The following is a 23,792-nucleotide window of genomic DNA, read 5'->3' on the forward strand; positions in this document are numbered from 1 at the left end:
TCATCAGGCTGGAAACGAGGGGACGGGAAACAGCTGATAAAAGAACAAGGGACGCTCCCGTACAGGGAACGTCCCTTTTGTTATGGGCTTTAGCCTGTTGAGCGCCTGACAGGCGCGAAACAAAAAACCACCCGCTATGCGGGTGGAGACAATACGTTATACACACAAAAACACCTTTCCGCTACGATGAAGTTGTTCAAGCCCATCGCAACATTAACGGAAAGGTGTTTTTGTTATGGGAACCAAGGCTCATAGCCTAGCGCATACGAAATGGTTGTGCAAGTATCATATCGTCTTTACTCCAAAATATAGAAGAAAAATAATCTTCGCACAGCTCCGTGAAAGTATAAAAGAAATTCTGCAATGCCTCTGCAAATATAAAGGGGTTGAGATTCTGGAAGGGCATCTGATGCCGGATCATATCCACATGCTGGTGTCCATTCCTCCTAAAATCAGTGTGGCAAATTTCATGGGCTACCTGAAAGGGAAAAGTTCGTTGATGATATTCGATAAGCACGCAAACCTTAAATATAAGTTTGGCAACAGAAAATTTTGGGCCGAAGGATATTATGTCAGTACGGTGGGGCTTAATGAGGCAACGATCAAAAAATATATCCAGGATCAGGAACGTCACGACATTATGAGAGACAAGCTGACATCACGCGAATATCAAGACCCCTTTAAGGGGTAGCCAAGGCGGCAAGGGCACTGGGCTTGAACAGCGTGAAAGCCAGCGTCTTTAGGCGCAGCCGGTAACAGGCCCTTACAGGGCCAGAGCAAACCACCCGCTTTGCGGGTGGTTGTGGACTTTCGCCCGGGGCTCAGGACGGCGGACCGCAAGCCGTCCCGTATGGCGGCTGGGATATTTCAGGCGGCGGCGTTTCGTCTGTGGACCGATATATCGGGGAAAGGATAGAGGCGCGCGGGCTTCGAGAAGGCCGCATCCGTGGGGCATCCGCTGTCGGACACGGCGGCAGGATGCCGCCCCCGGCGTGAAGAAATCAAGAGGGCAGACCCTCCGGTCCTTTGTGGAGACACTTCTCCGGAGAAAGCGCGCGAGGGGTGGGCCCTCTTCGCGCTGGCGTGAGCGGGCCATTTTCTCCTCCGCCTGTTGCTGCGAAGGGGCACGGACAGCGCGGCAGGCAGGGATACTTCCTCCTCAGGGCTCTTTGGTTCAGGCCTCGAAGACCAGGCTCTCGAACCAGAAGAGCAGGGCCTGCGGATCACGCCAGCTGCCTGCGGGCAGACCGGCCTTGCGGCAGAGATGTTCCAGATATTGCCCCAGATCCCAGCCCTGTTCCACGGGCACCTGCGGCAGGAAGACGCCCTGACGCATGCCCAGGCGCAGCAGCAGGCCGTGACGGCCGATGACGACCCGCGCCGGGTCGGGGCAAGGGCTCAGGGGGCCCAGCACGGAGATGTGCAGGTGGCAGTGCGGCCATTCCTCCGCATCCAGGGCAGGGAAGCGGGGATCCTCGAAGGCGGCGGCACGGGCCATGCGCCAGACGTTCTGCCAGAGCGGCTCCCGGCCCACCATGTTGCCGATGCAGCCCCGCAGGTCGCCGTCCTTGTTCAGGGTCACGAAGGAGCCCAGGGACTGGGCCAGCGTCCCTCCGGCCAGCGCGGACGGCAGGGGCGGCGGGACGTCCTCCCGGCCCTCAAGGGCCGTGGTGATGCTGTCCCGGGCCAGCCGGGAGAGCCATTGCCGTTCTTCGTCATTGAGGGAAAAGGTGACGCCCATGACAGACCTCCGTAACGGGCGCGCAGGAAGTGCGCGATCCCGAGGGGCTCGCGGCCGCCTGATGCCCGCACGGAAAGCTGTGAAGGGCGGCAGGTCGCGGCATATGGCCGCAGTGTAGGCGGGGCGGGCGGAGGATTCAAGCCGGCTGTGATGCGGGCGCAGGAGGGGCGGCATGGGGAGGAGGGACCGTTCAGCCCGGTGACCGGCAGGTACAAAAGCGCTGCCCGGCGCAGGCAGGAGGCGGAGGGACTGGCGCAGGCCCTTGCCCATCCCTGCCGCCGCCGGAAAGCGGGACGGGAAACACCGGGGGCGCTGTCGCCGCAGACCGCCGGGGACGATAGGCGGGGCAGGGCCCCTTGCCTTCGCCGGACAGGCGTTGCATCCGTGCGGAAAACGGAAATGCCGCGATGGCTCGCGGCATTTCTGTGGGGTAAGGCAGGGCACATGCTCCTGAACGGTATTTGGCGGCATACCGTATGATATTTGCGTCCGTCGCGGTCCCGACTGCGTGGGGACGGACTGTTGCCGGTGCGGGAGGCACGACCGCCCGGCAGTTAATCTTCGCCCTCGGTATGGGCCTGCTTGCCGGCCCCCTTGAGGCCGTACATGGTGGTGGAGCCGGAAGACCAGAATTCCAGCACTTCTTCGTTCACCAGCCTGGTGAGGATCTTCTTCACTTCGCGGGGGCCCTTTTCGGGGAACAGCTCCGTGAAGTCCTTGAAGTAGAACTTGGACTTGGAGGAGGACTTGCTCTTCAGGAATTCGACAACAACGTCTTTTTCGTCAGCCATTTTTTTCTCCTGAACCCGGCGGCGCCGGAAAGCGCCGCCGGGGTATTTTCAAGCTCGGCTTAGAACTTGAACTGGGTGCTCTGACGCCAGGTGTAGTAAGCCGGATCGCGGAAGTCGTCGATCAGGTGGTGGGTGAACTTCAGGCCGGTCAGCTTGAAGAAGCTTTCCCAGCCGATGCGTTCGGCCCAGTCGCCCAGACGTTCGTACTTGTTGGCGTTGGCGGCATAGACTTCGACGATGTGCTTCACCGTCTTGGTCAGGGTGGGCCAGCGCGGCGGCTCGTTGGGGATGTAGCCCACGACCACCTTGGAGAACTTGGGCATGCTGATGCGGTTGGAGACCTTGCCGCCCACCATGATGGCGATGCCGTCGCCTTCGTGGTCGGCGATGGGCAGGGCGGGGCACATGGTGTAGCAGTTGCCGCAGTACATGCAGCGGTCCTGCTTGATGGCGATGGAGTTCACCTTCTGACCGTTGTGTTCCACCTTGGTGGGACGGACGGCAGCGGTGGGACAGGCGGCCACGGCCAGCGGGATCTCGCACAGCTGGTCGGCCCATTCGTGGTCGATCATGGGCGGTTTGCGGTGGATGCCCACCAGGCCGATGTCGGAGCAGTGCACGGCGCCGCACATGTTGATGCAGCAGGCCAGGGAGATGCGCACGGGCGCGGGCAGGCGCATGTTCTTGAAGTCCTCGAACATGGCGTCCATGACGCATTTCACGGGGCCGGAAGCGTCGGTGGCGGGGGTGTGGCAGTGCACCCAGCCCTGGGTGTGCACCATGTTGCTGACACCGGCGCCGGTGCCGCCCACGGGGAACTTGAAGGAACCGCCGTCGAACTTGCGGCTGTTGAGCTCGTCGCGCAGGGCCTTCATGGTGTCTTCGTCTTCCACCATGAACTCGATGTTGCTGCGGGTGGTCCAGCGCAGGTAGCCGCCGCAGTACTTGTCGGCGATGTCGCACAGCTCGCGGATGTGGGTGATGGACATGGTGCGGGTGCCGCCCACGCGGACGGTGTACACCTTGTCGCCGCCCTCGGCCACGTGCATCAGCACGCCGGGCTCGAGGATCTCGTGGTACAGCCACTTGCCGAAATTTTTTTTGATGACCGGCGGGAAGAACTCATCGTACTTGCGGGGACCGATATCGGTGATGCGCCCTTCCATGGGCTTGGCCGGATTGTAGCCGGAAGAAATAAAAGCCATGGTCTTTCTCCCTTACACTAGCGTTGATGGCGTTTGCGGAATTCGGCCAGGTCGCGGTTCCAGCCGCCGGGCACTTCCTCTTCCTTGAAGAAGATGTACGGGTTGGAGCGGGGAGCCGTGACGTGGTACGGAGCGGCCTCGGTGTCGGTGACTTCGAGCAGCTTCTGGAAGGAAAGACGCTTCATGGTCTCGCCCACGCGTTCGCGGTTCTTGCCTTCTTCCATCCACCAGTCCCAGATCTTTTCGATGACTTCCTTGATCTCGGTATACGGCGCTTCACAGGAGATGAAGGGCACCAGCAGCGAGCCCATCTGGGCGCCGTCCACCACGGGGGCCTTGGCGCCCACCAGGATGCTGGCGCCGCGTTCGTCACCGATGTGCAGGGCGCGGGGCATGGTGTTGATGCAGTGCATGCAGCGCACGCAGTCGGCGGTCTTGATGGACAGCTTGTTGCCGTCCCAGCTCATGCACTTGGAGGGGCAGCGGTCCACCACTTCGGCCTGGATGTCGAACTTGCCCCAGTCACGACCGGCGTGAGCACCGGCGTTGGGCTTGAATTCGCCGCCCACGTAGGCTTTCACGGCATCCTGGTCGATCTTGATGTCGTCCTTCCAGGTACCCACCACAGCGAAGTCGGAACGGGCCATGGCGCACACGCAGCCGTTGGGGCAGCCGTCGAACTTGAACTTGAACTTGTAGGGGAAGGCGGGACGGTGCAGCTCGTCCTGGTAGTCCTGAGTCAGCTGGTAGCACATGTCCTGGGTGTTGTAGCAGGCATATTCGCAGCGGGACTGGCCGAGACAGGCTTCGGGGGTGCGCAGGTTGGAGCCGGAACCGCCGAGGTCGTTGTGCAGCTTGTGGGTCAGAACGTGGAAGATCTCTTCCAGCTGCGGGGTCTGGGTGCCCAGGAGCACGATGTCACCGGTGGAACCGTGCATGTTGGTGATGCCGGAACCGCGCAGGTCCCAGATGTCGCACAGGTCGCGCAGGAATTTGGTGTTGTAGTACTTGGCAGCGGGCTGGGCCACACGCATGGTGTGGAAGTGGGCCACGCCGGGGAACTTTTCGGGCTGGTCGCAGTAACGGCCGATGACGCCGCCGCCGTAACCGAACACGCCCACGATGCCGCCGTGCTTCCAGTGGGTCTCCTTTTCTTCGTAGGAAAGTTCCAGGACGCCCAGCAGGTCTTCGGGGGCATCAGCGGGGATCTGATAGTCGAGTCCTTTGGGATTGGCCGCACGGGCGGCGGCTTCCTGTTTGGAGAGTATTGCTAAAAGAATGATAAAATATCTTCTCTTTGCCCGTTCACATGAAATCTGGCAAAGAGAGATATTGTGAGATCAACCATTCGCAAGGACCTTGAAACCACCTGAGATTTACGTTTGAAACGGGCAAACCAGTGTCTTTGGCGGGCATTATTTCGTTCAATTCGCACGGTTCCCCGTTTTCCTTGAATGAGGTCGTCCTCGGGTATTTCCCGTGGATATACTTTCCAGTTGTCGGTACAGAAGAACCAGACAGACCAACGGCGAAGCCTTGCCATCAATCTTGCAAGAGTGCTTTGGTCACGATTGCCACATTCCCAGTCAATGAGTTGACCGGTATCGCGACAATAAGCTTTCCAGAGCCATAGTTTGTTTTTTTTGAATGCAAATAGTGCCACATCTCATCAAGTTCTATGATGACAGCTTCCCCAGGAGAAGGCTTTTCATAAGTTTTTTCAGCGAAATCCCGGACCCAACGCATGACGGTCGATGTTGCAACTCCATAAATACGTGCTATGGCATTAAACGAAAGGCCCAAAGTATAAAGCAGGATGGCCATTGCCTTTTCCGTTGCCGGTCGTCCTCTGGGAGTGTCACGGGTAAATTGAAAACCGCAGTCTTTGCAGCGAAATCTCTGACGCTCCAAGTGTCTTCCATTCTTCACAATCCGCTCTGACGCACATTTTGGACAGTATTGCATAAAGAACTCCTTAACTGGAGTATACCATTATAACATTCTTTATGCAATACTCTCCCTGTTTGATGTCGGACACAAAGCTCGGCCAGGGGCCGCTTTCGAGCTGGTCCAGCAGGGGAGTCGCATGTTTCGGCATTGCCATACCTCCATGAGTGCATATTTCAACGAAAAATCGTTGAATATTTTACCAAATGCTGAAAAAATGGCGCATCCTCGGGGGTAAAGATGGCCTTTCCAGCCACGGCATGGCTTCTTGGTAACAAAAAATCGTTGCTCTTGGCAATAGAAAAAGAGGAATTTTCGTTTTTAGACGGCAAAATTTATGCTCGTGGTGTTGTTTTAACGAAAAATCGTTGAATCGAGGAGGGGTAAAGGGCGCGGGGCTCCGGCACGGTCAGGACCGTCCGAAGATGCGCCGCCATCCTGCGGTGTTGGAGTGGGGCATGGCAGGACGTGCGGGCCGTGAGGGCCGGCGCGGGCCGGGCTCCCCGGCGCGGCGTGCCTTCCGGCCCGGATCAGACGTCCTGCTTGCGGAGGCCGAACTTCTTGATGCGGGAGCAGAGCGTGGTGGGGCTGATGCCCAGCAGGGCCGCGGCCCCGTCCTCGCCATAGATCTTGCCGTGGCACCGTTGCAGGGCATTGGCGATATTGGTCCGCTCCAGGGCCTGCATCTCCGCCTCGGTAAAGACGATGGCGTTGTCGTCGGCAGGCAGGACGGGCCGGGGCGCGGCAGAGGGAGGGGACGGCGGCAGGGCCTCCAGGTGCAGGAGACCGTCCGTGCTGCCTGCGGCCGCGCGCAGGAGGCATTCCTGCAGTTCGCGGACATTGCCGGGCCAGGCATAGGTCTGCAGGCGTCCCGGAGCGTCGTCGGCAAAGGCCAGTTCCGGCCGCTGCAGGTGGGCCCGGTCATGTTCCAGAAAGGCCTGGGCCAGCGGCAGGATGTCTTCCGGGCGCTCACGCAGGGGAGCGATGCGGATGGGGAAGGCATTGAGGCGGTAATAGAGGTCTTCGCGGAAAAGCCCCGCGCGCACCAGCTCGTAGAGGTCGCGGCTGGTGGCGGCCACAAGGCGTACGCTGAGCCGGTGTCCGCTGTCCTCGCCGCCGCGGTGGAACTCCTTGTCCTGCAGGACGCGCAGGAGCCTGGCCTGCAGAGGCAGGGGGAGCTCGTCCACGGCATCCAGGAAGAGCGTCCCGCCCGAGGCGGCCTCCAGAAAGCCCATGCGGGCCGCATGGCCGAAGAACTCGTCTTCGAAGCTGTCGGGCGCGATGGCGGCACAGTTGACCCGCACCAGCGGCCCGCCGGCCACGAAACTTTGCCGGTGCAGCTCGGCGGCCACGGCTTCCTTGCCGCTCCCGGCTTCGCCGGTGATGAGGACGGGCATGTCCGTACAAGCCACCTGCCGGATCTTTTCCTTCAGCATGCGCATGCAGGGGCTGTCCCCTGTCAGCGCCAGGGCGGCCGGGGGAAGGGCATCGTTCTTCAGGTAGGCGTTCTCGATCTCCAGCTGCCGCTTCAGGCGGGTCAGCTCTTCAAAGGCCTGGGCATTGGCGATGGAGACCGCCAGATAGTCCGCGATCATGCGCAGGCGGTCCATGGCCTGGGCATCCTGCACTTCGCGGCTGAAGACCGCGAAGACCCCCAGCACGCGGCCGCGGTGCACCAGCGGCTGGCCCAGGAAGGTGCGGATGCCTTCCCGGCGTATCCAGTCGGGCGAGGTCACCCAGTCCATATCCGGGCGGACGGCATCCACATGATAGGCGGTGCCTGACTGGGCAATGAGCCCCACCTTGCCCAGCCCCAGGGAAAAACGGCTGTGCTCGCCATCCAGGGCGGTCCAGGCATGCCCGTCCACGCGGGAACGCCCGGTGCTGGCCGCCAGCCGCAGGCACTGGCGATGGTCGCGGCAATCGTAGAAATGGCGGCAGCTGGCGCAGAGGCTCGGCTCGGTCTGTTCCAGCAGCCAGATGCGGCACAGGGCCACGTCCTGCCGGGCGGCGAAGGTCTCCGCCACCAGACGGAAGATCTGGTCCAGCGACTGGCAGCGGGCCATCTCCAGAAGCAGGGCCCGGGTCTGCCCCATGTCCTGTTCGGGGGCCGGGGTTCCGGCAGGCAGGTCCGCTGTGGCCCCGGTGCGGGGAAAAGCTGGATGGTGGTCGTGCATGGTCTCTCCGTCTGATGGCTGCTGTATCCAGAGCTGATGGGAGCGGTAAGGCGCTCTCGTGCTCTTTGCGCCCGGCCAAATAGTGGTGGGCAGGATCTTTTGGGCGTGTCGCAGCCCCAGACTACTGGTGACGGCAGGCTTTTTCAACGAAAAATAGTTGGAGCGGCGACGATGCCGTCCCGTGGTCGTGGGGGCGCTCCTTCATGGCCAGAGGTGAGGGACGAGTCTCTTTGTCCGGGCGGAGCTTCGCCGCCCGACAGCGGGCGTAAGGCGTACTGTCCCGGAAAAAGGCGGCCGGTGCTCCCCGATGTCATGACTGGGAAGGATATGCCGCAGAAGGGGCGTGTGATGCCGGAACGGTCGCAAGGAAGGCTGGAAAGAAGAGTGGGGAGGGATGCGGCCGATTCTGCGCACGGCGGCGTTGAGGGGCTACAGGCGCCGGTAGGGAGCGTGTCGCGGGGATGGAAGGACGCTGCCGGACGCTGGAGATGCCGCAGGCCCCGGAAGATTTTTACAAGGACAAAACAAGAAACGCCACAACAGAGGTTGTGGCATTTCTTGAGAAAGGAGTCGAAGCTCCAATGGCCTTTGTAAACGCACAGACGTTGCAGTCGGGGCGTTCAAAAGCCGAAGGCAAAAAGACTAGTCTTCGCCTTCGGTGTGGGCCTGCTTGCCAGCGCCCTTCAGGCCGTACATGGTGGTGGAGCCGGAAGACCAGAATTCCAGAACTTCTTCGTTCACCAGCTTGGTGAGGATCTTCTTCACTTCGCGGGGGCCCTTTTCGGGGAACAGCTCCGTGAAGTCCTTGAAGTAGAACTTGGACTTGGAGGAGGACTTGCTCTTCAGGAATTCGACAACAACGTCTTTTTCGTCAGCCATTTTTTTTCTCCTGAACCCGGCGGCGCCGGAAAGCGCCGCCGGGGTATTTTCAAGCTCGGCTTAGAACTTGAACTGGGTGCTCTGACGCCAGGTGTAGTAAGCCGGATCGCGGAAGTCGTCGATCAGGTGGTGGGTGAACTGCAGGCCGGTCAGCTTGAAGAAGCTTTCCCAACCGATGCGCTCGGCCCAGTCGCCCAGACGTTCGTACTTGTTGGCGTTGGCGGCGTAGACTTCGACGATGTGCTTCACCGTCTTGGTCAGGCTGGGCCAACGGGGAGGTTCGTTGGGGATGTAACCCACGACGACCTTGGAGAACTTGGGCATGCTGATGCGGTTGGACACCTTGCCGCCCACCATGATGGCGATACCGTCGCCTTCGTGGTCGGCGATGGGCAGGGCGGGGCACATGGTGTAGCAGTTACCGCAGTACATGCAGCGGTCTTCCTTGATGGCGATGGAGTTCACCTTCTGACCGTTGTGTTCAACCTTGGTGGGACGAACGGCAGCGGTGGGGCAGGCGGCCACGGCCAGAGGAATTTCGCACAGCTGGTCAGCCCATTCGTGGTCGATCATGGGCGGTTTGCGGTGGATACCCACCAGACCGATGTCGGAGCAGTGCACGGCGCCGCACATGTTGATGCAGCAGGCCAGGGCGATGCGCACGGGAGCGGGCAGACGCATGTCCTTGAAGTCATCAAAGATGGCGTCCATCACGCACTTCACCGGGCCGGAGGCGTCGGTGGCGGGGGTGTGGCAGTGCACCCAGCCCTGGGTGTGCACCATGTTGCTGATACCAGCGCCGGTGCCGCCCACGGGGAACTTGAAGGAACCGCCGTCGAACTTGCGGCTGTTCAGGTCGTCGCGCAGGGCCTTCATGGTTTCTTCGTCTTCCACCATGAATTCGATGTTGTTACGAGTGGTCCAGCGCAGGTAACCGCCGCAGTACTTGTCGGCGATGTCGCACAGTTCGCGGATGTGGGTGATGGACATGGTGCGGGTGCCGCCCACGCGGACGGTGTACACCTTGTCGCCGCCTTCGGCCACGTGCATCAGCACGCCGGGCTCAAGAATTTCGTGGTACAGCCACTTGCCGAAATTCTTTTTGATGACCGGCGGGAAGTATTCGTCGTACTTGTGGGGGCCGATGTCGGTAATGCGGCCTTCCATCGGTTTGGCGGGATTGTACCCAGAAGAAATAAAAGCCATGTTCTTCTCCCCCTTAAACTAGCGTTGATGGCGTTTGCGGAATTCAGCCAGGTCGCGGGTCCAGCCGCCGGGCACTTCTTCTTCCTTGAAGAAGATGTACGGGTTGGAGCGGGGAGCCGTGACGTGGTAAGGAGCGGCTTCGGTGTCGGTGACTTCGAGCAGCTTCTGGAAGGAAAGACGCTTCATGGTTTCGCCCACGCGTTCGCGGTTCTTGCCTTCTTCCATCCACCAGTCCCAAATCTTTTCGATGACTTCCTTGATTTCATCGTAGGGAGCTTCACAGGAGATGAAGGGCACCAGCAGCGAACCCATCTGGGCGCCGTCCACCACGGGGGCCTTAGCACCCACGAGGATGCTGGCGCCGCGTTCGTCACCGATGTGCAGAGCGCGAGGCATGGTGTTGATGCAGTGCATGCAGCGCACGCAGTCGGCGGTCTTGATGGACAGCTTGTTGCCGTCCCAGCTCATGCACTTGGAGGGGCAGAGGTCGATGACTTCCTTCTGGATGTCGAATTTGCCCCAGTCACGACCGGCGTGAGCACCGGCGTTGGGCTTGAATTCGCCGCCCACGTAGGCTTTCACGGCATCCTGGTCGATCTTGATGTCGTCCTTCCAGGTACCCACCACAGCGAAGTCGGAACGGGCCATGGCGCACACGCAGCCGTTGGGGCAGCCGTCGAACTTGAACTTGAACTTGTAGGGGAAGGCGGGACGGTGCAGTTCGTCCTGGTAGTCCTGGGTCAGCTGGTAGCACATGTCCTGGGTGTTGTAGCAGGCATATTCGCAGCGGGACTGACCGAGGCAGGCTTCGGGGGTACGCAGGTTGGAGCCGGAACCACCGAGGTCGACGTTCAGCTTGTGGGTCAGGTCGTGGAAGATTTCTTCCAGCTGCGGGGTCTGGGTGCCCAGGAGCACGATGTCACCGGTGGAACCGTGCATGTTGGTCATACCGGAACCGCGCAGATCCCAGATGTCGCACAGGTCACGCAGGAACTTGGTGTGGTAGTATTTGGCAGCGGGCTGGGCCACACGCATGGTGTGGAAGTGGGCCACGCCGGGGAATTTTTCGGGCTGGTCGCAGTAACGGCCGATAACGCCGCCACCGTAACCGAACACGCCCACGATACCGCCGTGCTTCCAGTGGGTTTCCTTTTCTTCGTAGGAAAGTTCCAGAACGCCCAGCAGGTCTTCAGGGGCATCAGCGGGAATCTGGTAGTCGAGCCCTTTCGGATTGGCCGCACGGGCGGCGGCTTCCTGTTTGATGTCGGACACAAAGCTCGGCCAGGGGCCGCTTTCAAGCTGGTCCAACAGGGGGGTTGCATGTTTCGCCATTGCCATACCTCCACATGGTTTGTTGTATCACATCGCGTGATGTGCCTTCGTCATGACGCTTGGGGCCGGAGTAGCCCGGAACCGCACACGACAAAACGCCGCCGGGGCGGCCTCGTCTTGCGGCCTGCACACATATGTGTGCAGGCCCAGGTGCTGTTCCCTGTCCGGCGTAGTCAGACGGGGGATCGCAGGCGCAGCGGCAGACGCTGTTGGACGTCCGGCACTGCGGGCTGCAATGCAGTTCTGCTTCTTCTAGCGTATTTCTTTGGCGATGACAACCGCTGTTTCTTGTGATTGACCGCTTTTTCACAGCACAGACACAATGCGGGCTGCGCAGGCATGTTGTTTGTATGGTGCGGATAACTATGTGAAAAAAATATCATATCAACTTCTCCAAAAATATACGCTATGCCGCCCTGATAGACACGGTGCAGTCACGGGACCGGTCCATTGCCGGGCAGCCTGTGCAGAGCGTTCCGCTGTCCCCTGCGGGAGCGCCCCCTGTGCTCGCCTTGGCAAAAAAGGCATTAGCGGCTATGGTTCGGGCAGTATTTCACAGTGCCGCCGGGAGCGGCCCAGCAAGGAAAAAAGCATGAAAGACGAGCGTGGTTTGTACTATTTCCCCAATGCCGCGGACCACAGGGCCCGCATGTACGTGCGGCGCGGTGAGGACGGCGGCGTGCAGTTCCGCCTTTGGCAGTCCGACCATCCCGAGGTCTGGGACCGCCACCAGTGGCTGGACCTGCAGGTCATCGAAGACGCGGCGCGCCTGTACCGTGAGGAGCGCAACGCCGATGCCGATCCCCTCAAGCTCTATGATGCGGCCGTGGCCCGCGCCCTGCTGGAGGAGGCCGGTCTGTGAACGGGCGCTGGTCGCCGGAACGCAAGGCCTTTTTAGTGCGCGACCTGGTGCGTGACTACTGCCAGGTCTATGAGGGGCTGGAAGAGCAGCGCCGCCGTTTCGATCACGAAGGCGCCGTTTCCTATTCGTCCATCCGCGACCTCCTGGGCGAGGCCATGCGCAAGGGCGTGTTCTGGCGCCTCAAGGATACGGCGCATCACCTGTTCCGCAACAGCCAGTCCCAGACCCCGGACAAGGACGCCATCCTGCTCTGGCAGTATTCCGGCAGCCGTCATCCCGACGGCCTGGTCAGCCAGCAGCCGGTGGAGGCGCTCATCGACTGGTGCGTGGGCTATGCCTTCCACGAGTGCGCCAAACTGCGCGAGGACGCCTTCCAGCGCCAGCACTATGCCAACCGTCTGGCCCAGCTGGGACGCCATCAGGGCGTGACGGCCGAGCTCTACGATCCTTTGCGCCAGCTGGGCGAGCAGACCGCCGAGAGCTCCGCGCGCGAGCTGCAGCGCATCCTGCATGTGCTGCGGCATGGCCTGTTCCTGCTGCTTCGCTATCTGGAAGGGCAGGAGGACAACACACATCTGGCCCGCTGGCTGGTCATGGAAGAGGCCCGGGCCCGTGCGGTGTTCGCCGACCTGTATGACGACCTGCTCTCCGCCCTGTACGGGAGCCGGCCCCAGCGCCTGTACATGCTGGCGGCCTGGGACCTGCTGGAGGCCGGTCGCAGCGAGGAGGCCCGCTGCATGCTGGAATGCGCCGCCCGAATGGGTCGCCTGGATGCCGAGAGCCTGACCCTGTTGCGGCAGCTGGAACAACTGCAGGAAGAGGGACGATGATGACGGAGCGACAGTTTTCCTTCCCCCGTCTGCTGGTGAACCTGTCCTGCCTGTTGCTGGCGGCCGTGCTGCTGGCCGGTTGCGGCAGCAGGGACACCTCCTGGCGCAAGGGCGGCGTACCGGGCTCCAAGCCCTATACCGTGCGCGGCAAGACCTACTATCCGCTCAAGTCGGCCCACGGCTTCGTGGAAGAGGGCGTGGCCTCCTGGTACGGCCCCGGCTTCCACGGCAAGAAGACGGCCAGCGGCGAGCGTTTCAACCAGTACAACATCAGCGCCGCGCACAAGATCCTGCCCCTGGGCACGGAAGTGCGCGTGACCAACCTGGAGAACCACCGTTCCCTCATCCTGCGCATCAATGACCGCGGGCCGTTCGTGGACGACCGTGTCATCGACCTTTCGCGCGGAGCCGCCCAGCGGCTGGGCGTCATCGGCAAGGGCACGGCGCGGGTGCGCATCCAGAGCCTGGGCGACGTGCCCCAGGTGGAAGACGGCGATGTGGTGCGCGGCAACTTCTTCGTCCAGATCGGCGCGTTCTCCAAAAAGGACAACGCCCAGGGCCTCATCGAGCGTCTTACCCGCAGCGGCCAGAAGGGCCGCATGATCTTCGGCAGCAACAACCTCTGGAACGTGCAGGTGGGCCCGTGGGAAGACTCCCGCAAGGCCGACGAGATGATGCGCGTGCTGCGTGCCCTGTACCCCCACGCCTTCGTGGTGGGCGACGGCGGCGCGAGCTAGCTTGTTGCCATCCTTTGACATGTCGAACGGGCCGTTCCCTGCGGGGAACGGCCCGTTTTTTATGGCATGGAGACGGCTTGAGGGGGAAGGGGCCCCTTTTGAAAAAGGGTCTCCCTTCCCCCCTCAAATTCCCCCCATCCTCCCTAAAACTTTTCTTTTGGAGGCATGGCTGGTCCCGTCGTTGTCCGGCAAGGACGATACCGCGCAAGGCTTGCTGCTCCGCTCCATCGGGTCCCGCCGTTGGCGACAAGGGCGGCTGTTTCCTGCCCGGTGAGGGCAGGACGGATGACGGTCATACGGAAACAGGATGATGGATCGTTCTGCGGGAATGGCTGTCGAATGACGCGCGCTGGGGAAGGGGGAGGGAGTTTGAGGGAGGGGGGAACCCCTCTCGCGCCAGTGGGGGGGGTCCCCCCTCCCTCAAGACAGCCTTTCCATCTAGAACAGCGACAGGTGCTCCCGCACGGCCTTGGTGTGGCGGGCCAGGGTACTCTGGCGGCAGAAGTCGCGCACCAGCGGCAGGAAGCTGGAGGGTTCCAGCGCCAGTTCCCGGCCGAAGAGGCGGCGCCCGGCGCTGTGGCTCACATACAGGGCGCGGGCGGCGCGGGTCAGGCCCACATAGAACAGGCGGCGCTCTTCTTCCAGACGGGCGGCCTGCGCGGCGGGGGACATGTCGTCGTCCGGGTTCTCCAGCAGCAGGTCCCGGCGCATGGGCAGCAGGCCCTCTTCCAGTCCGGGCAGGAACACGGCCTGGAATTCCAGACCCTTGGAGGCGTGCAGGGTCAGGATCTGCACCTGTTCCGAGCGGGCGCGGATGAGTTCCGCCTCATGTTGCAGGCCCAGCTGCTGCACAAGGGCCTCCCACTGGCCGCAGTCTTGCCATGCACGGCAAAGCTGCTTCCAGGCCGTGCCCTGCCAGAGCGGGGCGGGCAGGCGGCTGTGCCCGGAAAGGCGGGCCTGCAGGGCCTGGGGGTCGGGCAGGGGCGCGTCCGGGGCCAGATCCAGCGCCTGTTCCAGCAGGGGCAGCAGGTCGTCGCTCTCGGCGTCGTCGCTGACAGGGACAGGGGCCTCGCCCTGGCCGCGGGCGATGGCCAGACGCAGCACGGCGGCGCAAAGGGGATCTTGCCAGCAGTCCTCCTGCGCGGGCGCGGCGCAGGGGATGCCCTCCTGCTCCAGCACGCGGCGGATGACCGGTATCTGGGCCTTGAGGCGCACCAGCACGGCCACGTCGCCCGGAGAAAGGGTCCCGGCCAGCTCGTCTTCCTGCGCGATCTGGTCCATGAGCGTATGGGCCGTGGCCCCCAGCAGCTGACGGATGCGGCCCGCGATCCAGCGGGCCTCGGCCTGCTGGTCGGGGGCGGAGAAAAGATGCAGGCGGGCCTGCTCCCGGCGCATGGCTTGCAGGGCGCCGCAGTGCCCGCGGCCCTGCAGCAGATTTTGGGCCATGTCCAGCACGCCCTGGCTGGCGCGGTAGCTCTGGCCCAGACGGCAGACGCGCAGGGAGGGCCAGAGGGCGCGCAGGCTGTCCTCGCTCTGGCCGCTGGCGCCACGGAAGCCGTAGATGGCCTGGTCAGGGTCGCCGATACCGAAAAAGCCGTTGCCGTCCTCGGGCAGCAGGGCGCGGATCAGGCGCAGCTGCACCGGGGAAAGGTCCTGCACCTCGTCCACCAGCACATGCCGCCAGGGCAGGGCCGAAGCCCGGCGGGAGGGTGCAGGAACAGGGGCGGGGGCTGCCGTGGCGGCCACCATGCCCAGCAGGGACATCTGGCGCGGCACGGCGTGGCCTTTGTGCGGGGCTTCATGATGCTCGGGCGTCGTGTCCGGCCCGGCGGAAGTCGCGGGAGAAGGGGCAGACGTCTGGGCCGGATGGTGCCGTTCCGTCACGGCGGCAGCCAGCAGGACCCGGCAGGCGGGCGGCAGCAGGCTGTGCTCCAGATCGGGCCGGATGTCCTCGCCCTGACGGGCGCGCAGATGGAAAAGGAAGAATTCCAGCAGGTCGGCGTAATCCAGCAGCGGGCTCTGGCTGCGCACGGTACGGGCAGCCTGCCAGTCGGCCACGGCGGCGCGCAGGTCGTCGGGGAGCTCGTCGGCGGACAGCCCCTGTTCACGAGACCACTGCAAACGCTCCCAAAGGCGACGCAGGGCCTTGCGTTCTTCGCGGCTCTCCGGGTGCCCGGCATCCACGAACAGGGCTTTGGCTGCGTCTTCGGGCAGGAGCAGCGCCGAGGGCAGCTCCCGCTGCACCACGCTCCAGGCCAGGGCATGCAGGGTATCGCAGCGGGGCAGGGCCGCGGGGACAGCGCCGTCTCCGGCCGGGGCCTGCAGGCGTTGCCGCATCTCCTGCGCGGCGCGTCGGGTGAAGGTCACGGCCAGCAGCTGCGAGGCCGGTACGTCATGGGCCAGCAGATATTGCAGACGGCCCACCAGCACGCGCGTCTTGCCCGCACCGGGCCCGGCCAGCACCAGCACGGGCGTGCCCGTCTCCAGCCCGGCGGTCAGGGCCTCGGCCTGTGCCGGGGAAAAGCCGCCCAGCGTGCGCCCGTCGGGCGTGGCGGGCTCGGGTTCGCTTTCGGCAGGCGCGGCGCTGTCCTTCTTGCGGCGCACCCGGATGGCCGCCACCGTGGCGGCGGTCTCCTGCTCCGGGGCCTGCGGGGCGGGTTCCGCCACCTTTTTGGGCCGTCCGCGCTTGCGGGGCGCGGCACCGTCCAGCAGGCTGCGGCTGCGGGTCGACCCCTGCCATTCCGCGGCTTCTTCGGGGCTGAAGACGCGCACCACGCCGTATTCGCCGTCATAGCCGCCCTTGCGGATGACCTGGCCCCGGCGCATGCGGGCCACGGCCTCGCCCAGCGGCTCCCAGTGGCGGCGCACCTGCTCCTCGTCCATGCGGCAGAGGATGTCCAGATCGGGCCCCAGATCGCGCAGCAGGGCCGCGTACCTGTCCTGCACCTTGCGCGAGCCGCTGCCCACGCCCAGGATCTCGCCCACCAGCTCGGGCAGGGGGATCAGGGGCCGGGCCTCCGGCTCGTGGAGCAGGCTGGCGGGCGTTTCGCGGTCGGCCAGCTCGCAGACGCGGTGCAGCACGCCGATGGTCAGGGGCTTGCCGCAGACCGGGCAGATGTTGTCCAGGGCCAGGGCTTCGCGCGGTTCCAGCACCACGCCGCAGGCCCGGTGGCCGTCCAGATGGTATTTGCCCTCTTCGGGGTAGAATTCCATGGTGCCCAGGAAGCGGCAGTCCTGGGGCTGCCGGTCGGGCGGCAGGCGACGGGCCGCGGCCCGCAGGGCGGCGAAGATGCCGTCATAGGAGGGCGCGCCCGCAAAGAAGTTGGCCTCGCGGCCCAGATTGGCCCCGGAGTGGGCGTCGGAATTGGAGATGAGCGCGTAACCGTCCAGCTGGCTGACCATGCGGTTCATGCCCGGGTCCGAGGAAAGGCCCGTCTCCAGCGCGAAGATGTGGGAGGAAAGGTCGTCGAAACAGTCCTCCAGCCGGTCGAAACCGGACTTGGAGCCGAACAGGGCGAACCACGGCGTCCAGACATGGGCCGGGATGAGCACGGCCTCGGGGCAGACATCCAGCGTCATCTCCAGCAGGTCGCGGGAGTCCAGGCCCAGGATGGGACGGCCGTCGGAATGCAGGTTGCCCACCAGCTCCAGCCGCTGCGAAAGGCGGTCGGCATCGTCCAGCGTGGGCACGAAGATCAGGTTGTGGACTTTGCGCACCTTGCCCTGACGCTTGTAGATGGAGCTGATCTCGGTCTGGAGCAGGAAGAGCGGCCCGTCGGCATCCGGCGGTGTCTTCCCCTGCAAAAAGTCCAGCTCCTCCGCCGGGCCGGACAGGCGGTACAGGCCGCTGGCCTCGTCGCGCACCAGCTGCCGGCGCAGCTCGTCCCGCCATTGCGGGTGGGTGAAGTCGCCGGTGCCCAGCACGTTGATGCCCTTGCAGCGGGCCCAGGCAGCCAGATGCCGGGGCGAGAGCTGTTTGCTGGTGGCACGGGAAAAGCGGGAATGGATGTGCAGGTCGGCGATGAAATTCATGGACAGGCTCCGCGATGTCAGGATGAGGAAACCGATATTGTTATGGAAAGCCGGTCGCAAGGCAAGGGCGGTGCATTCCCGTGACCGCACCTGTCAGCTGCGGTGAGGGGCTCGGACCGTCCTTGGGATAGAGGCACTTCCGGGTGGCTGCCTTTGCGACACCGGGCCGCTGCACGTCGTGGCTCCCTGTTTTCAGGGATGGGAGGGCGCTATCTTTTTTCCTCATGGCCCGCGCCCAGCCAGGGGCAGAAGGCAAGGGCCCCGCGGCTCCAGCACTGTCCGTCGTGCAGGGGCAGGGGAGCTTCCAGCCGGCATTGGGCGGCAGCGTCCTTGCGCGCCAGCACCAGCACCCGTTTGGCGGCTTCTCCGGCGCGGGGGCAGAGGGGCAGGATGCGGCGGCAGCCCAGACGCTCCCGCTCCAGTGTGGAGAGCAGGCGGGACAGGTCCTCCGCCGGGAAGATGCAGCAGAACAGACCGTGATGGCGCAGCAGGCGCCGGGCCGCATGGCAGAACACGGCCAGCGGATCAGAAACGCCATTGGGGCCGGGCCGCCGCTGGCGGGCGTGCGGGCCGTCGTGCAGAGAGGCGGGGCCGCGCAGGGCGGCGTCGCGCCGGGCACTGGCCGAGGGTCGGCCGCTGCCCGTCAGCGCATAGGGCGGGTTGGCCAGAACGAGATGGAAGGCATTTTCGCCGCAGTCCCGCAAAAAATGCGTGTCGGCAAGGTCGCCCTGCCGGAAGCGGCACACATCTTCCAGCCCCAGAAGGCGGGCGTTTGCCGTGGCCGCAGCGCATAAGGCCGTGTCCTGCTCCAGCCCCAGAGCGTGCAGGTGAGGGGCGTTGTGTCCTCCACGGCCTTCTCCCACCGGCTGTCCGCCAGCGGCAGCGGAGGGTGCTTCTGAAGGCTGCGTGCAGGGGCATTGGCGGGGCAGCGCGTCTGCCTGATGACGGTGCCCTGCCATCTCCGCCGTGCCGGACGAGAGATACAGGCACAGGCCCAGCAGGGCCGCACCGCAGCCGCTGCCAAGCTCCGCCACCTTCCGGGGGGCCGTTCCCGGCAGGGAGGCAAGGCTTTCCGCCGCGAAGGCCGCCAGCAGCAGGGCGTCCGCGCCGAAACGGTAGCTGTCCTGCGGCTGGTGCAGGCCCCGGGGGAAGAGGGCACGGGCGGTCGTGATGGCGGTATCGTTCATGGGCGTACGGTGGTGATGGCGGCTTGCTGGAGGGGAGGAGGGCGCTGTGGGCGATGCCGCGGTTCGTCCTGTTGCAACGGACATGGCGCTCGCGGGCTGCCTTCCGGTGACTTTCCGCGAAACATGGAAAAGCGTCCCCACCTGAAAGGGCGGTTACATGAAAAAACAGGGCCATGCCTGCGGCATGGCCCTGTGATGCTTTACGGTTGCGCGGGAGACAGTACCGGAAAACGTGCCGGAGCCATTTCCTTTGGGCACAGACGGTATCCCCGTGGGCAATACCGTTTGTCTTTCCTGTGTGCGGGTTTTGGGGAAGAAGGGGGTACGGAGGGAACCCCTTTTTGCCGCCAGCAGCGACCGAAGGCGGCCGCAGGCCGTGCCCGTTGGCGCATAGGCGCCTTACGGCATCGATAGCAAGGATTAAGGGGCTCCCTCCCCCGTTTTTCCGTTTATTTTGATATGTTACAGCAGGGCACCGTCCCAGTTGAACAGGCCTTGGCGCCGCATCTCGGGCAGACTGGAGGGCGGGTTCTCTTCCAGACGGGCGAAGAAGCTGTAGCCTGCCTGCTGGAGCTCCTGCCGCTTGGCGGTGAGATCCAGGGGCCAGCCGGGATAGAGCCAGACATTGCCGCCGTACTGGCGGGCCCAGAAGACCTCGCCCTTGGGGCTCATGAACGGCTCGTTGGGCTTGATGCCCAGCAGGCCGAAGCGGCTGATGCCCACGGGCCAGAAGCCGCCCAGCACCATGCCCAGCGGCAGCGGGCTCTGGCGAGGCAGGGCCAGGATGTCGTCGGCAGGCAGTTCGGGGCTGATGTACGCGCCCTTGAAGCCCATGTCGGCCAGCACGCCCAGCGCGGCGGCATTGGCCACGTTGCAGAAGGGCCCGGCCAGCAGGTCGAGGGCATCGCTGTGCTTGGGATCCTCGGGCTCGTCGTTCATGCGGGCCAGCAGTTCCGCCGGGAACAGGTCACGCTGCCAGGGGGCGTTGCAGACGAAGTGGCGCGCGCCTTCGCGGGTCAAGTGGGCCAGACGGCGGCGGATGGCCTCTTCCTCTTCGGGCCAGATGACGGGCGGCAGCCACCAGCAGATGCGCGGGGCGATGGTACGCGAGATCTCGGCCGTGCGCGGCGAGAGCCACAGACCGGTGTTCTGGCTGCGGCAGCCGCGGGTCTCGCGGCCCTGCGGCATGCTGGCGCGCACCACCATCTCGGGCCGGGGCGCGGGCCTGACGGGCCGGGGCAGACGGGACTCGCTCTCCACGGCCTTGCTGGGCCGGGTGGGCATGCGGTCGAGCCGGGCCTGCCACTCCCTGAGGATCTGCATCAGCTCGGGCTCGCGGCGGTCGATGAGGAAGACCGGCGTGCCCGCCTTGGGCGTCTTGTGCTTGGGCAGGCGCAGCATCAGGGTGCCCGCCTTGGGCGTGCGGCGCGTCACGGGCAGGGTGGCGTGCCAGCGTTCGTCTTCCACGCCCACGCGCAGATAGTCCTGCGGCAGCAGCTCGAAATGGGGCTTGAGCAGCACCTGGCCTTCGGGCGTCACATTGATCTTGCCCGCCAGCAGGCCGGAGCTGGTCTGCCCCGACGGGTCGGTGGGGATGAGGTTGTCCTTGTGCGGCAGGAAGCGGGCACGGCTGCCGGGACGGCCCAGCGCCATCTCAAGGATGGCCTCGGCGTCCTTGCGGGCCTGCGGGTCGCCGGGATTGTCGCGCAGCATGCGATAGGCCGTGACCACGTGATAGACGTAGTGCGGGCCCTTCTTGCGGCCTTCGATCTTCCACGAGACCAGATGCGGGATGTGCAGCAGGGTCTTGGCCAGCACGTCCAGCGAAAGGTCCAGACAGGAGAAGAAACGGCCGTCGCGCCCCTTGCCGGGGTTGCTGCGCTGGGGCCGGGGACGGCGCATGTCGCGGCCGCCGTCACGACCGTTGCGGCCCTGTTCGCGGGCCTGCTGTTCGGCCTGTTTGGCCATGGCCGCGGCAGCGGCGCCGCCCTGACGGTAGACGCGGCGGCAGGGCTGCACGCAGCGGCCGCGCAGGCCGCTCTTGCCGCCCATGTAGCTGGACCAGTAGCAGCGCCCCGACACGCAGTAGCACAGCGCGCCGTGGACGAAGCATTCCAGATCCAGCCCTTCGGGACAGGCCTCGCCCATGGCGCGGATCTCGTCGATGGAGAGCTCGCGCGGCAGGATGACGCGGCTGGCGCCCAGGTCCTTGGCGGTCTGCAGGCCCTGCGGGTGCGTGATGTTGGCCAGGGTGGAGAGGTTGATCTCGCCCTCGAAACCGGCCTGCCGCGCCAGATCCAGCATGGCCAGATCCTGCACGATGATGCCGTCGGGGCGCACCTGCCGGGCCAGACGATGGATGAGACGGTAGGCCGCCGCGGTCTCCTGCGGCTTGACCAGCACGTTCATGGCCACATAGACGCGGGCCTGTTCCTCGTGGGCCAGGTCGGTGAGGCGCGAAAGGTCGGTAAGGCCGAAGTTCTCGGCCTGCATACGGGCCGAGAAGTGCTTCAGGCCCAGGTACACGGCGTCGGCGCCGGCGGCCAGGGCCGCGGTGAAGCACTGGGCGTCACCGGCCGGGGCCAGGATCTCCGGGCGTTCCGGGGTAGGGGCGGACAGGATGATGTCACTCATGCGTAATAATATTCCTTGAACCAGGCCACAAAGCGCTCGATGCCGGTCTTGAGGGGCGTCACGGGCGCAAAGCCCGTGGCCTGCGACAGAGCGTCGATGTTGGCCCAGGTGGCTTCCACATCGCCGGGCTGCATGGGCAGCAGGTCACGGATGGCCTTCTTGCCCAGCGCCTCTTCGAGGGCGGCGATGAAATCGTTGAGTTCCACGGTCTGGTTGTTGCCGATATTGTAGATGCGCCACGGCGCGGAACTGGTGGCCGGGTCGGGGGTGGCGGCATCCCACTGCGGGTCGGGCTTGGGCGCCAGGGGCAGCAGGCGCACCACGCCTTCCACGATGTCGTCGATATAGGTGAAGTCGCGGCGCATGCGGCCGCCGTTGAACACCTTGATGGGCTCGTCCTTCATGATGGCGTGGGCAAAGAGCTGCAGGGCCATGTCCGGGCGGCCCCAGGGGCCGTAGACCGTGAAGAAGCGCAGGCCCGTGCAGGGCAGGCCGTACAGGTGGCTGTAGGAGTGGGCCATGAGCTCGTTGCTCTTCTTGGTGGCCGCGTACAGGCTCACGGGATGGTCCACGTTGTTGTGTTCCGAGAAGGGCTGGCTGGTGTTGAGCCCGTAGACCGACGAGGAGGACGCGAAGACGAAGTGCTGCACGCCGTTGTGGCGGCAGCCTTCCAGCAGGTTGGCAAAGCCCACCAGGTTGGAATCCACATAGGCCATGGGATTGATGAGGCTGTAGCGCACACCGGCCTGGGCCGCCATGTTGATGACATGGGTGAACTTTTCGGCCGCGAACAGGGCGCTCATGGCTTCGCGTTCGGCCATGTCCTGCAGTACGAAGCGGAAACCGGGACGGCCTTCCAGCTGAGCCAGACGGTCTTTCTTGAGCTGGACGTCGTAATAGTCGTTGAGGTTGTCCAGGCCAACCACGGTGTGGCCCTGGGCCAGCAGACGGTCACAGAGATGATAGCCGATGAAGCCCGCGGCTCCGGTAACGAGAATATGCATGCTGTCCTCCTGTTGGCGCAGACTAAGCCAGAAGCGCTTCCGGGGCAAGGGTTTGCTCTTGCCTCCGCTGCCCCGCCCGGCTATGTTCGGGAACATGAAAAATAACGAATCCACCTTTGCGTCCAGCAACGCTTCCGAAATGCGCAACAGCGCCGCCGGGACCGGCAAGAAAGCCGCCGGTGCCGCCGCTGGCAAGACCGGAGCCGCTGCCGACGCCGGCAGGGACGAGGCCATCCGTCACTGGTACAAGGGCGAGAATCGCGACACCATCATCTATCTGCTCATCGCGATCTTCTTCCTTGAGCTGATCATCGGCGGTATCGCCTTCTTTTACGGCATCATGCACGCCAAGCCGTCGCTGGCCGGGGGCCCGCCCGAAGCTCAGTTCCCCATCCTGGGCTGGGCCATCGGCGCTGTGGCCGCTCCGGTGGCGCTGCTGCTCATCGTGCATCTTTCCGGCCTCTGGGTCTCCAACACCCTGGAGCGGGAGCGCCAGCCCGGCAAGCCCGGCTCGGAACGCATGGTGCCCAAGCGGCTGCGCTATTTCTACGCCTGTGTGCAGCACGCGCCCACTGTGGTCATCCTGCTGGGCATATTGCTGCTGGCCGCGGCCCTGGTCTTCGTGGACGGCATGTTCTCGGCCGTGGTGGCCTTCGGTGCCGCACTCAAGCCCTACATCCCGTGGATCGCGGGCAGCATCGCGGCCCTGCTGGCGGCCTGTTATCTGGGGCGCCTGCTGCTCATCTACCGCCACCGCCGCATGGAGCAGGAATACGCCTACCGGCGCGAGGTGCTGGAAAAGACCGGCATCGTGCTGGTGAGCAAGGGCAGCATCCCCCTCAACCGGGGCATCGAACCCCTGCAGGCCGTGGATGGTGGCGGCTATGCCCTGCCGCCCGGCCCCGCCTACACGCCTGAGGAAGCCGCCGCCGATGCCGCGGCCCTCGAAGCCGGGGAAAAGAAGGGCGACGCGCCTGCCGAGGACATCGTGGATGTGGACCCCGAAGACCTGGGCGAAGCGCCCAAGAATACGGCCGCGCCCCGCAAGGACGACGTGACCGACGCCGATGTGGTCGTGGAGGATGGCAAGCCCAAGGCCTAAGCAACACGGCCTGAGGCACCGGCATTTTGGGGCGAAGGAGTTCCTCCTCCCTCAAAGGCGGCTGCTCCCGCTGCCGTGATCGCTTCCATCGCAACGGGGAGCGTGCGTGCGGCCTCCTTCGGCCCT

General features: G+C 64.3%; 17 protein-coding genes and 1 pseudogene. 5 read left to right on the forward strand and 13 right to left on the reverse strand.

Annotated elements, in window-relative coordinates; genetic code table 11:
• The first annotated feature begins 235 nt into the window (after positions 1 to 235).
• Positions 236 to 691 carry an IS200/IS605 family transposase gene (gene tnpA, locus Q4I12_RS04605; RefSeq protein WP_302260756.1) on the forward strand — a complete coding sequence of 152 codons (456 nt, stop codon included), beginning with the start codon at positions 236 to 238 and terminating at the stop codon, positions 689 to 691.
• A gap of 483 nt (positions 692 to 1,174) precedes the next feature.
• Here tnpA and amrA read toward each other — a convergent pair whose 3' ends face one another.
• From amrA to dsrA (Q4I12_RS04650), 9 genes and pseudogenes are all read right to left on the reverse strand, one after another.
• On the reverse strand, positions 1,175 to 1,741 hold the full coding sequence (gene amrA, locus Q4I12_RS04610; RefSeq protein WP_302260758.1) for an AmmeMemoRadiSam system protein A: 567 nt from the start codon (positions 1,739 to 1,741) through the stop codon (positions 1,175 to 1,177).
• 554 nt (positions 1,742 to 2,295) lie between these two features.
• Positions 2,296 to 2,532, reverse strand: coding sequence for a dissimilatory sulfite reductase D family protein (locus Q4I12_RS04615; protein WP_302260760.1), 237 nt, complete (start codon positions 2,530 to 2,532; stop codon positions 2,296 to 2,298).
• A 59-nt stretch (positions 2,533 to 2,591) separates the two neighbouring features.
• Positions 2,592 to 3,737 carry a dissimilatory-type sulfite reductase subunit beta gene (gene dsrB, locus Q4I12_RS04620; protein ID WP_168935315.1) on the reverse strand — a complete coding sequence of 382 codons (1,146 nt, stop codon included), beginning with the start codon at positions 3,735 to 3,737 and terminating at the stop codon, positions 2,592 to 2,594.
• 17 nt (positions 3,738 to 3,754) lie between these two features.
• Positions 3,755 to 4,996: pseudogene (dsrA, locus tag Q4I12_RS04625) on the reverse strand (dissimilatory-type sulfite reductase subunit alpha); the annotation flags it as partial.
• An 11-nt stretch (positions 4,997 to 5,007) separates the two neighbouring features.
• Positions 5,008 to 5,702 (reverse strand): IS1 family transposase gene (locus Q4I12_RS04630; RefSeq protein WP_302259955.1). Its coding sequence is split into 2 segments (ribosomal slippage): positions 5,008 to 5,384 and positions 5,384 to 5,702, totalling 696 coding nucleotides; the frame shifts between segments, so codons are not numbered across the junction.
• A gap of 512 nt (positions 5,703 to 6,214) precedes the next feature.
• On the reverse strand, positions 6,215 to 7,861 hold the full coding sequence (locus Q4I12_RS04635; RefSeq protein WP_302260763.1) for a sigma-54-dependent Fis family transcriptional regulator: 1,647 nt from the start codon (positions 7,859 to 7,861) through the stop codon (positions 6,215 to 6,217).
• 642 nt (positions 7,862 to 8,503) lie between these two features.
• The gene (locus Q4I12_RS04640; protein WP_297158610.1) at positions 8,504 to 8,740 is read right to left on the reverse strand and encodes a dissimilatory sulfite reductase D family protein; all 237 of its coding nucleotides are present in this window, start codon (positions 8,738 to 8,740) and stop codon (positions 8,504 to 8,506) included.
• A 60-nt stretch (positions 8,741 to 8,800) separates the two neighbouring features.
• Entirely contained in the window at positions 8,801 to 9,946 is a 1,146-nt protein-coding gene (gene dsrB / locus Q4I12_RS04645; protein ID WP_168935311.1) for a dissimilatory-type sulfite reductase subunit beta, read from the reverse strand.
• Positions 9,947 to 9,964: 18 nt separating this feature from the next.
• Entirely contained in the window at positions 9,965 to 11,278 is a 1,314-nt protein-coding gene (dsrA, locus tag Q4I12_RS04650; RefSeq protein WP_289615891.1) for a dissimilatory-type sulfite reductase subunit alpha, read from the reverse strand.
• A gap of 592 nt (positions 11,279 to 11,870) precedes the next feature.
• Between dsrA (Q4I12_RS04650) and Q4I12_RS04655 the strand changes: the two genes are divergently transcribed.
• The 3 genes from Q4I12_RS04655 to Q4I12_RS04665 are packed head-to-tail and all read left to right on the forward strand — an operon-like array spanning position 11,871 to position 13,707.
• Complete coding sequence (locus tag Q4I12_RS04655) at positions 11,871 to 12,140, forward strand: hypothetical protein (protein ID WP_168935309.1); 270 nt, start codon at positions 11,871 to 11,873, stop codon at positions 12,138 to 12,140.
• Positions 12,137 to 12,970 (forward strand): hypothetical protein, encoded by an 834-nt coding sequence (locus Q4I12_RS04660; RefSeq protein WP_006007091.1) that lies wholly within the window; start codon positions 12,137 to 12,139, stop codon positions 12,968 to 12,970. Before Q4I12_RS04655 ends, Q4I12_RS04660 begins: the two co-directional genes overlap by 4 nt.
• On the forward strand, positions 12,970 to 13,707 hold the full coding sequence (locus tag Q4I12_RS04665) for a septal ring lytic transglycosylase RlpA family protein (protein WP_204626658.1): 738 nt from the start codon (positions 12,970 to 12,972) through the stop codon (positions 13,705 to 13,707). Before Q4I12_RS04660 ends, Q4I12_RS04665 begins: the two co-directional genes overlap by 1 nt.
• Positions 13,708 to 14,145: 438 nt before the next feature.
• Here the strand turns inward: Q4I12_RS04665 and Q4I12_RS04670 are convergent, their stop codons facing one another.
• The 4 genes from Q4I12_RS04670 to Q4I12_RS04685 form a co-directional block, all read right to left on the reverse strand.
• On the reverse strand, positions 14,146 to 17,739 hold the full coding sequence (locus Q4I12_RS04670; RefSeq protein ID WP_302260769.1) for a UvrD-helicase domain-containing protein: 3,594 nt from the start codon (positions 17,737 to 17,739) through the stop codon (positions 14,146 to 14,148).
• A 209-nt stretch (positions 17,740 to 17,948) separates the two neighbouring features.
• Positions 17,949 to 18,926, reverse strand: coding sequence for an N-6 DNA methylase (locus Q4I12_RS04675; RefSeq protein WP_302260771.1), 978 nt, complete (start codon positions 18,924 to 18,926; stop codon positions 17,949 to 17,951).
• A 462-nt stretch (positions 18,927 to 19,388) separates the two neighbouring features.
• Entirely contained in the window at positions 19,389 to 21,560 is a 2,172-nt protein-coding gene (locus tag Q4I12_RS04680; protein WP_302260772.1) for a peptidase U32 family protein, read from the reverse strand.
• Positions 21,557 to 22,564 carry an NAD-dependent epimerase gene (locus tag Q4I12_RS04685; RefSeq protein ID WP_204626365.1) on the reverse strand — a complete coding sequence of 336 codons (1,008 nt, stop codon included), beginning with the start codon at positions 22,562 to 22,564 and terminating at the stop codon, positions 21,557 to 21,559. The genes Q4I12_RS04680 and Q4I12_RS04685 overlap by 4 nt, the downstream gene beginning before the upstream one ends.
• A 94-nt stretch (positions 22,565 to 22,658) precedes the next feature.
• On the opposite strand from Q4I12_RS04685, the gene Q4I12_RS04690 reads away from it, so the two are divergent.
• The gene (locus Q4I12_RS04690; protein ID WP_302260773.1) at positions 22,659 to 23,666 is read left to right on the forward strand and encodes a hypothetical protein; all 1,008 of its coding nucleotides are present in this window, start codon (positions 22,659 to 22,661) and stop codon (positions 23,664 to 23,666) included.
• Positions 23,667 to 23,792: the final 126 nt, after the last annotated feature.

This window comes from Desulfovibrio piger (assembly GCF_951793255.1).
In the GTDB taxonomy this organism is placed as follows: Bacteria; Desulfobacterota; Desulfovibrionia; order Desulfovibrionales; family Desulfovibrionaceae; genus Desulfovibrio.